12 protein-coding genes are annotated in these 12,191 nt (G+C 69.0%); 9 read left to right on the top strand and 3 right to left on the bottom strand.

Annotated elements, in window-relative coordinates:
- Window positions 1-238 precede the first annotated feature (238 nt).
- Window positions 239-1,672, bottom strand: coding sequence for a toll/interleukin-1 receptor domain-containing protein (locus QOZ89_RS15465; protein ID WP_312624109.1), 1,434 nt, complete (start codon window positions 1,670-1,672; stop codon window positions 239-241).
- 551 nt (window positions 1,673-2,223) lie between these two features.
- Between QOZ89_RS15465 and QOZ89_RS15460 the strand changes: the two genes are divergently transcribed.
- From QOZ89_RS15460 to QOZ89_RS15445, 4 genes are all read left to right on the top strand, one after another.
- A complete protein-coding gene (locus tag QOZ89_RS15460; protein WP_312624108.1) occupies window positions 2,224-2,715 on the top strand; it encodes a recombinase family protein in 492 nt (163 codons plus the stop codon).
- Window positions 2,712-3,230, top strand: coding sequence for a hypothetical protein (locus tag QOZ89_RS15455; RefSeq protein ID WP_312624107.1), 519 nt, complete (start codon window positions 2,712-2,714; stop codon window positions 3,228-3,230). The genes QOZ89_RS15460 and QOZ89_RS15455 overlap by 4 nt, the downstream gene beginning before the upstream one ends.
- A 906-nt stretch (window positions 3,231-4,136) precedes the next feature.
- A complete protein-coding gene (locus QOZ89_RS15450; RefSeq protein WP_312624106.1) occupies window positions 4,137-4,358 on the top strand; it encodes a hypothetical protein in 222 nt (73 codons plus the stop codon).
- Between the two features lie 63 nt (window positions 4,359-4,421).
- Window positions 4,422-4,991, top strand: coding sequence for a DUF8453 domain-containing protein (locus QOZ89_RS15445; RefSeq protein WP_312624105.1), 570 nt, complete (start codon window positions 4,422-4,424; stop codon window positions 4,989-4,991).
- A 38-nt stretch (window positions 4,992-5,029) separates the two neighbouring features.
- Here QOZ89_RS15445 and QOZ89_RS15440 read toward each other — a convergent pair whose 3' ends face one another.
- Complete coding sequence (locus QOZ89_RS15440) at window positions 5,030-6,478, bottom strand: NsdA family TPR-like regulatory protein (RefSeq protein WP_312624104.1); 1,449 nt, start codon at window positions 6,476-6,478, stop codon at window positions 5,030-5,032.
- A gap of 215 nt (window positions 6,479-6,693) precedes the next feature.
- Between QOZ89_RS15440 and QOZ89_RS15435 the strand changes: the two genes are divergently transcribed.
- The 5 genes from QOZ89_RS15435 (at window position 6,694) to QOZ89_RS15415 (ending at window position 10,731) form a co-directional block, all read left to right on the top strand.
- On the top strand, window positions 6,694-7,449 hold the full coding sequence (locus QOZ89_RS15435) for a hypothetical protein (RefSeq protein WP_312624103.1): 756 nt from the start codon (window positions 6,694-6,696) through the stop codon (window positions 7,447-7,449).
- A gap of 96 nt (window positions 7,450-7,545) precedes the next feature.
- Window positions 7,546-8,475 (top strand): aminoglycoside phosphotransferase/kinase family protein, encoded by a 930-nt coding sequence (locus tag QOZ89_RS15430; protein ID WP_312624102.1) that lies wholly within the window; start codon window positions 7,546-7,548, stop codon window positions 8,473-8,475.
- A gap of 95 nt (window positions 8,476-8,570) precedes the next feature.
- Window positions 8,571-9,107 carry a class I SAM-dependent DNA methyltransferase gene (locus QOZ89_RS15425; RefSeq protein WP_312624101.1) on the top strand — a complete coding sequence of 179 codons (537 nt, stop codon included), beginning with the start codon at window positions 8,571-8,573 and terminating at the stop codon, window positions 9,105-9,107.
- Window positions 9,108-9,235: 128 nt separating this feature from the next.
- On the top strand, window positions 9,236-9,901 hold the full coding sequence (locus QOZ89_RS15420; RefSeq protein WP_397428781.1) for an ATP-binding protein: 666 nt from the start codon (window positions 9,236-9,238) through the stop codon (window positions 9,899-9,901).
- Window positions 9,898-10,731 carry an SAM-dependent methyltransferase gene (locus tag QOZ89_RS15415; protein ID WP_312624099.1) on the top strand — a complete coding sequence of 278 codons (834 nt, stop codon included), beginning with the start codon at window positions 9,898-9,900 and terminating at the stop codon, window positions 10,729-10,731. The genes QOZ89_RS15420 and QOZ89_RS15415 overlap by 4 nt, the downstream gene beginning before the upstream one ends.
- A 273-nt stretch (window positions 10,732-11,004) precedes the next feature.
- Here the strand turns inward: QOZ89_RS15415 and QOZ89_RS15410 are convergent, their stop codons facing one another.
- The gene (locus tag QOZ89_RS15410) at window positions 11,005-11,403 is read right to left on the bottom strand and encodes a hypothetical protein (protein ID WP_312624098.1); all 399 of its coding nucleotides are present in this window, start codon (window positions 11,401-11,403) and stop codon (window positions 11,005-11,007) included.
- Window positions 11,404-12,191: the final 788 nt, after the last annotated feature.

The raw sequence follows: 12,191 nt of genomic DNA, 5'->3' as shown, positions 1-12,191 counted from the left end.
TTATGGACGTGCATGTCCGGGACCTCCGCTACTTCGTGGCGGTGCACAGGAGTCGCGAAGTAGGTTTATGACCCTCGTGATCCACAATGCCGTGACCTGCGGTTTCATCTCGCCAGGTGACGCACGTCACTATCCAGCTCTCCCGTGCGGCCGTCGTGACGCTGGCTCGGCTGCGGGGACTGGAGCGGCATCACCTACGCAAGTAGTCCGTCGTAGCAACGCCTCTGTGCGGTACGGCTCAGTGCATCCGCCAGAGCCGTACCGTCCGGTCGAAGCTGCCGGTGGCGAGGGTGCGTCCATCGGCTGTGAACGCCACCGACGCCACGGTGTCGGTGTGGCCGGCGAGGGGTTCGCCGATCGGTCGGGGGCGGGTGGGCTCGGCGACGTCCCACAGCCGTACCGTCCGGTCGAAGCTGCCGGTGGCGAGGGTGCGTCCGTCCGCTGTGAACGCCACCGACGCCACGGTGTCGGTGTGGCCGGCGAGGGGTTCGCCGATCGGTCGGGGGCGGGTGGGCTCGGCGACGTCCCACAGCCGCACCGTCCGGTCGAAGCTGCCGGTGGCGAGGGTGCGTCCGTCCGCCGTGAACGCCACCGACAACACGAATCCGGTGTGGCCGGTGAGGGGTCGGCCGATCGGTCGGGGGCTGGTGGGCTCGGCGACGTCCCACAGCCGCACCGTCCGGTCGAAGCTGCCGGTGGCGAGAGTGCGTCCGTCCGCCGTGAACGCCACCGACGCCACGGTGTCGGTGTGGCGGCTGAGGGGTTGGCCGATCAGTCGGGGGCGGGTGGGCTCGGCGACGTCCCACAGCCGCACCTTCCAGCCGCTGCCGGTGGCGACGGTGCGTCCGTCCGCCGTGAACGCCATTGACCGCAGGTTGCCGGCGGGGCCGGTGAGGGGCTGGTTGATCGGTCGGGGGCTGGTGGGCCCGGCGACGTCCCACAGCCACACCGTCCCGTCGACGCTGGCGGTAGCGAGAGTGCGTCCGTCCGCCGTGAACGCCACCCATAACACGGCGAAGGTGTGGCCGGCGAGGGGCCGGCCGATCGGTCGGGGGCTGGTGGGCCCGGCGACGTCCCACAGCCACACCGTCCCGTCGAGGCTGGCGGTAGCGAGAGTGCGTCCGTCCGCCGTGAACGCCACCGACGCCACGCCGCCGGTGTGGCCGCTGAGGGGTTGGCCGATCGGCTGCGGAAGGGCGATTGACGGGGGAAAGTCCGGTTCGGCGACAGGGGGCACCGGGCCTGGGGGGATGGGGAAGGGGGGTGGTTCCTTGGGCTTGGTCCGACCGTCCATGGTGGCGCGGACGCCGTCGAGCAGGCGGCGGCGGGCGGTGTCAGGGGGTAGATCGAACAGGTCGAAGGACACGATCTTGCGCAGCAGTCCCGGTCGCGGGCAGTCCTGGACGCGGACGGGAATGAGTTTGCGGGGGAACTCGACCGGGTCGGCCATCGCCGCAGCCTGCCACTCCTGGCTGCCATACTGTGACGCAAGGTAGTCACGCGACAAGAGGGCGATCATCCAGCGGGCGTGTTCGATGCCCTGCTGCATCCCGCTGGCGAAGTTCGACCCCGGCACAAAGTCCCACGCTTGGACCAGGACGCGGTACCCCGCGTCCTCCAACTGCCAGGCCACCCACTCCGCCCACCGCTGGTCGGCAGAAGTGTAGGACACAAAGAAGTCCCACCCGCGTCCGCCGTCTCCGTCCCCCGTGGCTGTCACAGCTCCGATCTTGCCACCGGTAGTCATCTGCCTGGTATCGGCCGGTCCGTCCGTGCGACGAGATGTGAACGACTACGCAAGTAGTACGTCGTAGCAACGTCTGAACTGCGCTAGCTGGAGCAAGCATGCCGGGGGCGGCCTTCGGGCTCGCTCCCTTGTCGTGTCGGCGGGTCCGGGCGTCCGGGCCGGTCGGTGGCGGTCGCGGTGGGCGTGGTCCTGGTGGGCGTCGGGCTCGGGGGCTGGCGGCGTAGTCCAGGTGGCCGTTTCCCGTGCCGGTTCAAATCCGGCGGGGCGCATTCTTCACCGGGCAGGGAATTACAAGATTGGAGCCGCGTTACCCGCCCGATTTACCTGCCTGGATTTCCCTATTCGGCTGCGCCTACCGGGCGGAACGCCTATAGTGGTAGGTAGAAAGAAAACTCAATAAGCGGCCCGGAGTGGTGTTACCAGCACCAACCCCGGGCCTAGATCCCAAACCTTGATCTAGCAAGGAGTGGAACCTGATGGCCATCATGCCAGATGGAATGACCAGCGACGACAGTGAGCTGTCGAGCGCAGAGAAGGCTGCCGTTATCACCCGGGCGTTGCCGGGGGTGCGGGTGTACTGGGGTTCGGTGTCGGCGGTGCGGGCGTTGTCGTTCACCCGCCGGGCGGTCGGTGCGCCGGACGTGGCAGATCAGCAGGTGGTGTTTCAGGCGGCGTGCGCGGCGCGGGGCTGGACGGCGGGCGGCTCGGTCTGCCAGCTCGGTGGGGGGCTTGCTGCCTGGGCGGCGGTCCTGCGGATGGTCCGGACCGGTGGCTACGACGTCGTCGTGGTCGACTCGATCGACCGCATCGCGGCGATGGACGCGGGCCGGTCGGCGGTTCTGGGCATGCTGCGGCGGGAGGGCGTGCGGCTGCTTGCGGCTCATGACGGGATCGACACGGGTGATCCGATCGGTGCTGACCTGGTCGGCTCCCTGGTCGGCGCGGCCCGTGTGGCGGTGGCCCGGTGAGCGGGGAGAACGGCTGGCCGGCGGCTCGGCCACGTGCCCATGTCACTCCGCTTGGCGGTGGTCGGCATGGGGTGACGTTGCGCTCGGGTGCCACCCCGCGTGACCTGGTAGGCGCGGTCTCGATGCTCCCGCCGTCGATCCTGGTGGATCACGTGGCGTCGCGGCCGTACGGCGGGACCACGGTCACGCTGATCTTTCAGGAGGGAGCCGGTCAGGCCGTGGCGGTCTCCGTCCGGCCCTGCGCGGTCCCTGACCTGGCGGACGCGCTGACCACACCCGGCGACGCCGACGGGCAAGAGGGTGGCTGGGTGCCAGCGGTCGGGACCGACGTTGCTCCAGACCCCGGGCTGACTCCGTATCAGCTCGCGGTATGGGAGGTCATCACGGCGGCTGGCGATGGTGCGGCCGGTGCCCGGATGGTCGGCCTGGTCATGCGGATGCTCCCCGAGGAAGTTATGCACCTGGCGGACCTGCTGCGCGTCCGGCGCCCGTCGCGCTGTTCCTGCCGGGCCTGACGCCTCCCGCCCACCGGCGGCCGGCAGCTCTCCTCACGGGGGCTGCCGGCCGTCGCCGTGTCCCGGGGCCTCGGGGCTCTGCCCCGTCATACCCCCGGCTGAGCGGGGCTTCTCCGGTGGGCAGGCAAGCTCTGCTTTGCCGCAGGGTTCTCGGCCGTGCAAGATCCGCCGTCGGAACCTGCGGCCGGCTGGTCGGGTGCGCTCCGCCGTCGGTGCTCACACTCGTCGTCCGCCGTGCGGAGCGTGCGCGGCCTGGCGACCGCCCACAGCGGCCATGGTGCGGGTCTTGCGCGGTCGAGGTTCCTGTGGCAACCCTCTGGGTGCCTGCTCACCGGAGGAGACACGCGGACTCTCGCCCTGCCCTGCCCCCTCTCCGGAGGCGGCCGGGGGTTCGGGGGCTGGCCCCCGAGCACTAAACCCGACCCGCCCGGCTCACTGTCATGCCTACGGGCTCGCGCTGCCTACTGACGGATTCCGCGGTGGCCTTCATGGTCCTGGTGGTGGGGTGCGACGGGCCGACGCTCCGACGTTCCGGGTGGGTGGCAGACCCGACACGCCCGGGGTGCCGAGCGAAGCGAGGCGGGGCCCCGGGGCGTGGCGGGGCTGACGGGCCCCACCCGGAGCGGCGTGTGCGGCGCGCACGGCGCGCCCCACCACGGCGGCCGAAGGCCGCCCTTGAACCCGTACAGAAAGTCTGCGACAGCGATTTTGGTCGATCTTTTTGGTCGATCTTGTCGTCAAGCCTCACCTGAGACTCGACCATCTTCGTCGCCCTTCGTTGACAGCGCCCTGCGCACTGGTGGATGGTCGCCACCGGCGTCCCATCCGATGGCGGACAGCGGTTCCGCTTGTCTCCAACGGAGGCATGCCGCTGGCACGGCGCGGCGATGGCGTACAACCTTCCTCGTGGCAGGCAAAGGGGGAGCGGTCCGGCGCGGCAGTGGATGGCAGCGGGCGCTGTTGCTGGGGCTCGGATTCGGCGGGCTGGTCGTGCTCACGGTGCCATGGATGAAGGCGCCGATCTTCTACCTGCATGCGAAGGATCCGGGCAGCGCGGTGGCAATGACGCGGACCGGGATCCTTGCCGCGATGGCCGGGTTCGTCGCGTTCAGTGGCGGGCTCAGGTGAGACGTAATTGGTGTTCGGCGAACAAATGAGGCCGCAAGAATTCGAGAAAAGAGGCACAGCCCGATGAACGTCGAAACTGGGGTCTCAATTGGGGCCGCAGCTATTGCCGCGTTTTCTTTATACTTCGGCCATCTGGCTACGCGTGCGGCGACCCGTGCGGCACGTGCCGCAGAAGAGCAAACGGAAATTCAACGGCAACTACGTATTGATGCTGCGCAGCCGTACGTCTGGGTGGACGTCAGGCCTGATGAGACCGTCGGAACTCTGCTGAACCTGATTGTTGGCAATAGCGGGCCGACGGTAGCACTGAACGTGACGGTCGCAGTTGACCCGCCCTTGGCATCTATCGATCAAATGCGAGACCGGGCACATGCGGCTCAGGTCCGCCTCGCGGAGGGAATCAGCTCCCTCGCCCCCGGACGCTCGCTGACCTGGCCTCTCGGCCAGGGGTTCAACCTAATTCCGGAGAGCGGCCGGGAGGCCTTCACCTTTACAGTAAAGGCCGACGGGCCATTCGGGACGATTCCGGAGGTTTCTTACACCGTGGATCTTTCAGATTTTCGGGGTGTCATGCATAGACCGACAGGAAGTCTTCACGAAATCACGCAGGCAATCAAGAGCATCGGTAACTGAGGGGAGGGTCTTCGACTCGGGTATTCGCGGACGATCTTCTACCCGGCATCCCTGAACGAGTGGATGGCGGCGACGGCGTCGCGGGCTGTGGTGGAGTGCTCGAAACGTGCGTCAGTCAGCGCGTGTGCGACCCGGGCGACGCTGGTCTGGATCTGATGTACGCGGCGTGTAGGTGGAACGTCGAGGATCGGGGCGACGGCACTTGCCGCTTCGTCCAGGGAGCCGAGGCGTACGCACGCAAGTGCCAGGTCGGCGTGCGCGATTGCTTCGGAGTTGTAGGAGCGCTCGTGGGGTGCGGCTGTCTGGAACGCGTGGATGGCTTGGCGGGCCGCGCGTTCTGCGTCGGGAGCGCTGGGGAGCCACGCTGCCGTTCCGGCGACGATGCCGAGCTGTTCGGGTAGCGGGAGAGCGAGGATTCCGCCGATGTCGTCCAGGTCGTCCGGGGTCACGCTGTCGCGGAGATCGGCGGCCCTGGTGATGGCGTCAGTCGCGAGGTCAGCTCGTCCTGCGGCGGCCCACGCACGTGCCTCTTGGACAGCTGGTAGGACTGACAGGGAGCCTCGGACAGAACGCGCTTCGTCGGTCGCCATTCGGGCGAGGCGGGCCGACTCGGTGTGGTGCCCTGTCCAGTAGGCGGTGGCGGCCTGTTCGGTGCGGGCGAAGATGCGTAGTCCGCTGTGGCCGGATCTGTCGGCGCAGAGGAGCGCGCTGTGCTGGTAGGACAACGCGGTGTCGGGCTGGCCTCGGTCGCGGGCGGTGTGGGCGAGCATCGCGCAGACGATGCCGGCGAGGAAGTAGAGGTCCCGGCTCTTGGCTGGCGTGGTGGCGTCGTCGAGGAGTCGGAACGCTGCCTTACGGGCGATGACTAGATCATCGACCAGGAAGGTGAGCTGATCGCCGTAGGCATGGGCGAGGCGGCGCACGCCCGACCACAGGAGGTCGATGACTTCGGAGGGCGCAGCATCGTCAGCGCGCGAAAGAGCGCGAAGCGCGTTGTCTGCGTCGTCGGACATCGAAACGATAGACGGTGAGCGGTCGGTGGGTAGGTTCTGCCCGGGTACCAGTGCGGAAAGTGCGGGCAGGGCAACGAACTCGCGGCGGTCCGTCGGCTTCTCCTCATGCAACGCATCGCTGACCGGGTCGACAGTGACGAACGCGCGCCTGTTCGTTGACCCGGCCTCCTCCTGCTCGTCCGAGGTCTGGGTGAAGCCAGCCAGATTGATCCCAAGTCTACGCGCGTGCCTCTCGCGATCCGCCCGGCCGCGCAACCCGACGAGGCGTTGATCCGCGCTGAGGGCATCGTCCAGCGCTCGGGCGAGTCCTTCGGATGGGACCTCCTGGCCATTGGCGGCGCGGGAGATCTGCTGACGACTGTAGGTGATGCGGCGGCTGAGGTCGGTGTAACTCGTGGCGTGCTCGGCGACGAGCTGTTGCATGAGCGCGGAAAACTCGGCGAGTGCCCCGTCAGGCAGCGGGTGAGATGCCACGTGTCGTCCCCGGCCTTCTGATGTTCGGGCGGCGCACGCACTTGCCGGTGCGTGCGGGCCGCACTTGGGAGTTGCGCTCTGTGCCTGCGAGCTGTGCGGATTGTGTCATGGCTGTGGCGATTCGCGACAGGGCGACTCACCACCGGTACTCCGCCCGACCGAGTCCTCACATGTGCGGTTCGCGGGCTGGCGGCGCAAAGACGGGAGGAACCGCCATGACGGACAGTCCAACGCAGCGTCAGATCACGGTCAGGACGGGTGAGCCGTTCACGCCGACGTGGAACCGGATTCCGGGGATCGAGGTGGACGGGGCGCGGGTGAGCATCGACCCGGACGCCTACTTCTACCGGCACAGCGCGGCGCCGACGTGGTTGCTCGTCGACTGGGATCTGGTGGTGGATCGGCTGCTGGGTTCCGAGGAGACGGAGACGGCGGCGGTGGAACAGCAGGCGCTCGAATTCGTGCATCGGTACGGGCGGCGGACGTCGGACCCGGCGGATGTCCTGGAGACGGCCGAGCTGGTGTACGGCCACCTGTTCGACCGCGAGCGGCTGACTGACCCGGACCTGTCGGAGGTGACGGAGGAGGATCTTCGGATCTTGCGAGAGTCGGCGACGCTGGCGGCGCTGAACCGGGTGGAGCCGTCGGGGGAGATCACGGACATCGGGCCGTGCTGGTTCTTCCCGGCCACGGCGCGCGTCGTCTTCGATCTGGATGAGGCGGAGGGCGACCGGATCGACGGGCTGTACCACGGCGGGTTCTTCAACGAGTACCGGCGACGCGACGCGATCAAGGCGCATGCGGCGCTCGGGGGCAGGCTCGTGCATGCCTGTCAGTCGTCGGCGAACATGTCCGGCGGTGCGGTTCTGCCGTACGGCGCGGATCTTGAGCGGTTCCGGTCGGACCTCGGAGCGTTCAAGGCGGAGTGGATCGGCTCGATCCTGGCGCTGCGGGCGGGCGTGGCGGACTGACGGTCCCTGACTCCGACCGGCGATGGTCGCGCACGGGTCGCCTCGCCGGTCGGACTGGCCTGACGGGTACCGAGGAATGGAAGGACGGACCGGTCTATGGACGAGTCGGGGTCGCTGCTGGCCGCTTTGCTGGCGGAGCTCGCCGAGGAGGGTCGGGCGGTTCGCTCGCCTATCCGGGTGTGGGTGCTGTCCGGGGTGGAGCGGGTGAGCCTGCCAGGTGGCGGTCATGCGATCTTCAAGTACGCGCGGGAGCCGTTCACGGGTGAGTCCGACGTACTGGACTACCTCAACGCCCTGGGCATGCCAGTGCCGTACCTGGTGGCGAGCGTTCGCCGGGATGGCGAACTCGGGATGCTGATGGAAGATCTCGGCGACGCGGTCCGGGCCGCCACCGACGTGGATGGAGCCGCGGCGGCTGTGGTGACCCATGCGGTGCCTGCTCCGGGTTGGCTGCCGGTGTTGGACGGCGCTGCGCTCGCGGCGCTCCCGGGCCGCGCTCTGGAGAGCCTGACAGCGTTGCGGTCGCGGGACCGATGGGTGGATGCGTCGGATCTCGATGTGCTTCTTGGCGAGCTGGGCGCGGTGGCGGAGGAGCGGGCGCGGGGGGCGGAGGTGGCGCCGTTCGGGCTGTGTCACTCGGAGTTTCATCCGACGAGCGTGCACATCGGGCCGGACGGCTGGCGTCTGTTGGACTGGGCGCGGGCGTTCGTCGGTCCGGGTCTGCTGGATCTGGTGTCCTGGCAGGGGACGACCGGCCCGGCGGATCTCGACGCGCTGCGCGGATTCATGGATGACTACGTACGCGCCGGAGGGGCGGCCGAGGTGGCGATGCCGCGTGGCGGATTGCCGGCTGAGGCCTGGGCGATGGGCTGGCACCGTCTGTGGATCATCGCCTGGTATCTCGAACAGGCAACGAGATGGATAAACGACCCTTCACAGGACGAGTTCGTGGCCGGGGTGATCCGGCGGCATCTGGCGGAGGCGGCGGCCTGTTTCGGGCTGCGGATGCCCTCGCAGTCAACGTAGCGGCCTGGGAGACACACGCTCGGGTCCGGATCGGGACGCGTGGGCTCGGCGACCGACCGTCCGCGCACGCATTCCGTTGGACCCGGGACAGCACCATGGACCCGGGCGTAAGCCTTCTGGGTGACGTGCGGGGTCGTCGGGTCGTCGAACTCGGCTGCGGCACTGGTGACAACCTGGCGTATCTCGTCGGGTGCGGCGCGGATGGCGTCGGTATCGACCCGGCGGCGGGCCAGATCCGGCGGGCGCGGGCGCGGTGGCCGAAACCGGCCTTCCACTGCGTGGATGCGGCCCGGTACCTGTCCGGCTGCGTAGGGTTCGACGTCTGCTATTCGTGCTTCGGCGCCTTCAGCTTCTACCCGGCGGAATCTCTGCTGGACCTGGTGGGCGCCAAGCTCACGCCGGGCGGGCTGCTGGCGGTCTCGGCGACTGTCGGCGACGGGACGGGGCCGCGTCGGGAAATCGTGGCGCTCGGCGGCGGTATCACTGTGCCAGTGATCCGCTATGAGCACACGGGGCGGGAATGGCGGTGCCTGTTGTCGGCGGCCGGGTTCGGCGCGATCGACGTCACGATCGTTGATGAACCGCGCGGGCCGGACACGGTCATTGCGACGGCGCGGCGCCTCGCCCCGTAGAGCTAAGGAAACTCCGGTTCTCGTGCTGGTATCGGCGCGGGCCGGCGGTAGATATCCGGCGCTGGCCGCCCGCCGTGGACGGCTGGTCAACAGACGTGAGGTGAACGATGGCCGCGAATGCGCCGCCGATAGCAACGGCGGCCCGGAAAGACAGACAAACGGCGCCAGGCCATACAAGGCAAGCGAGCTCGGTCGCGCCGCGTGTCGCTGTCGCTCGTTTCCGTCCTACGGCGGCGGTGGTGTCGGAGGTGCGCGGGCGTGCCGTGGCGACGCTGCGGGGCTGGCGTGTGGATCCGGCCGCGGTCGAGTCCGTGGAACTGGTCGTCGGTGAGTTGGCGTCGAACGCGGTGAAGGCAAGTGGGCCGGATGCCGATTTCGTGGCGGTGCGGCTGTCGGCTGGCAATGGCAGCGTTCTGGTCGAGGTGTGGGACCACGACGACGCCACCGTGCCGCAGGTCGTCCAGGCTGGCGCGGACGAGGAGACCGGGCGCGGGCTGTTGCTGGTCGAGGCGGTCAGTGCCCGGTGGTCGTGGTACCGGGCACGGTCCGGGGGAAAGGTCGTGTGGGCGCGGGTGGCGGGCTCGATGGCGCCTCGGCCATGTCCTGCGGGAGAAATCGTGCCGCCGCTACGGAGGCGGGTGGCGGTCGCGCTGCCGCTGCCGTGGTTTCCGGTGACGTTCAGCACGGATCCGGCGATGTTGGGCCGGGTCGCGGATGGCCTGCGGGCGTTGGATGACTGGCATCGGCCCGGCGCGGTCGGCGTATCTGGAGTGGGAGAGCGGGTCGCGCCATGACGTGGGACTTCGTCGGCGTCGGCATCGATGACCAGGCTGATCAGGTCGTGGATGTGCGGCATGCGCAGACGGCGCGGGTCTACGACTACCTGCTGGGCGGTAAGAACAACTACGGCGCGGATCAGGTAGCGGCGCAACAGGCGCTGGGGGTCGTGCCGCATCTACGGACGAGCGCGCGGGAGAATCGGGCGTTCCTGCATCGGGCGGTGCGGTTCGCGGCCGGTGCCGGTGTGGATCAGTTCCTGGACGTGGGTACGGGGATCCCGACAGAGCCGAACCTGCACCAGATCGCTCAGGGAGTGAATCCGGCAGCCCGGGTCGTCTACGTCGATCATGACCCGCTGGTGTTGGTGCATGCGCGGGCGCTGCTGACCGGCTCGCCGGAGGGTCGGACGGCGTTCGTGGATGCCGATTTACGGAGTCCGCAGGCGATCCTGTCGAGCGCTGCGGTAGGCACGACGCTGGATCTGTCGCGGCCGGTGGGGTTGTCGCTGGTCGCGGTGTTGCACTTCGTCCCAGACAGCGACGATCCGGCGTCGATCGTGGCCGATCTGGTGGCGGCGGCGCCGAAAGGCAGCCTGCTGGTGCTCAGCCATGGCACCGGGGACTTCGCGCCGGAGCGGACCCGGCTGGGCGTGGAGGCGTACCGCAAGGCGGGCATCACGGTGCAGGTCCGTAGCCGGGATGAGGTTGCGGCGCTGGTGCCGGCGGGTCTGGAGATCCTGGATCCGGGGATCGTGCCGGTGCATCGGTGGCGCCCGGACACCGACCCTGATCAATACAAGGACGAGGAGATCGGGATTTACGGTCTGGTCGGACGGAAGCTATGAGCGCGGGGGCCGGGGATGTAGGTCCGGTGGCGCGGGGTGGCGTCTGGTGGGTCGTGGTGGCTGGGTCAACGCGCCGCTGAACTGACAGCTCATCGCGGGTGTCTCGGCGGCGGCGGTGATGGCGGTTCGCGGGTGTGGGCCTGGGTGGCGGCGGTGCGTGGCCGGGTGGAGGATGCCGGCCGGGGCGGGGGCATGGGCTTGTGGCCTGTGCCCCCGCCTTCGTGTGTCGGCGGAGGGAATCCGCGGTGGCATTTGCCCCCGCCTTGCCGGGTGTCACGTGGTGCCGTCGCGCTGGGTCTGCCAGATCTGCCAGGCGATGTCGCGTAGGTAGGTGGCTTCGTGGCGGCGGCGGCGGAACGTGTTGGGGGCGATGTCGAGCAGGTGGGCGGCGCGGTCGCGGCGGGTCTCGATCCGGGTGTGCCAGGTTCCGGGTTCGAGTCCGAGCATGATCCGCATGGCGGGTCCGACGTTGGGTCCGAGGGGCTCGGTCGCTGCCCGGATGATCTGCTCGGCCGCGATGGCGCGTTCGTCGCGGCTGCCGGGGCTGCCGGCGGTGAGCAGGTCGATCAGTTCGGGTGCGTGGGCGGCGAGACTGGCGGCGCGCACACCGTGGCGCATGGCGGCGCGGAGCTGGTCCGTGAGCGTCGGAACGTCGGGCTGGGTGCTGGTCATGGCTGGTCCGGCTGGGGCCGTTGGTCGGCCCCCGCTGTCCCCCGCCGTCTCCTCCTTTCGGTGGTGTTGTCCTGATCGCGGGGATTCAGGGCAACAGAAACCATTCTCTCCGTTTCCCTGTTGTTTAGGCCCGTTTGCCTCCGCTAGGCCCTGTCGTCGCTGCGACAGGTCGGCCGGACACGGTCCGTGGGGATGGGTCGCGGGCCTGGTCCTGGTGGCGCTGGTTGGGATGGCGTGGTGGCCGGGTGCGGGGTCCGGGCGGGTGCCGGCTCCGGGGGAAGACGTCGCCATGTGCCCAGATTGCGATGCAAACGGAGGAAGTCATAGCCGTCCGCAGGCCGTCGGGTCGGCTCGGATGCTTGGGGACGTGTTGGGCAGTGTCGGGCAGTGTTTGCCGGTGTCGGCGGGTGTCGGAAAGTGCTGGAACGTCCGCGAAGATTTTCGCCCCCCTGATAGCACTTAGGTGCTAGTCGCGGTGTGGCCTGGGTGTCGGCCGGCGGTGTCTGCCGGGCCGGCTGGGCGCGCTCGGCCGGTCGGGGGCGCGTGAGGTGCGCGGATACCGGTCTGGTGCCACTCGTGTACCACTCGCGTGCCAGTTCGGTGCCACTCGCGTACCGGTCTGGTGCCAGGAACAGGCCGGTCCGGTGCCGGTCTTTAACCAGTTATTGGCCGGGTTGAGGTGCAGCTTTCTGCCAGCGGTTCGGCGCAGTGTGGGCACCACGGCGGGAATGCCCCGCCCGGTGCCTTTCTGGGAGGCTGTATGCCGCGCACATATCGGCGGCCGTGGT

The organism is Pseudofrankia coriaricola, assembly GCF_032027725.1.
Taxonomy (GTDB): Bacteria; Actinomycetota; Actinomycetes; order Frankiales; family Frankiaceae; genus Pseudofrankia.
The sequence above is the reverse complement of the archived record's forward strand: the minus strand, read 5'-3'. Positions and strand labels throughout refer to the sequence as shown.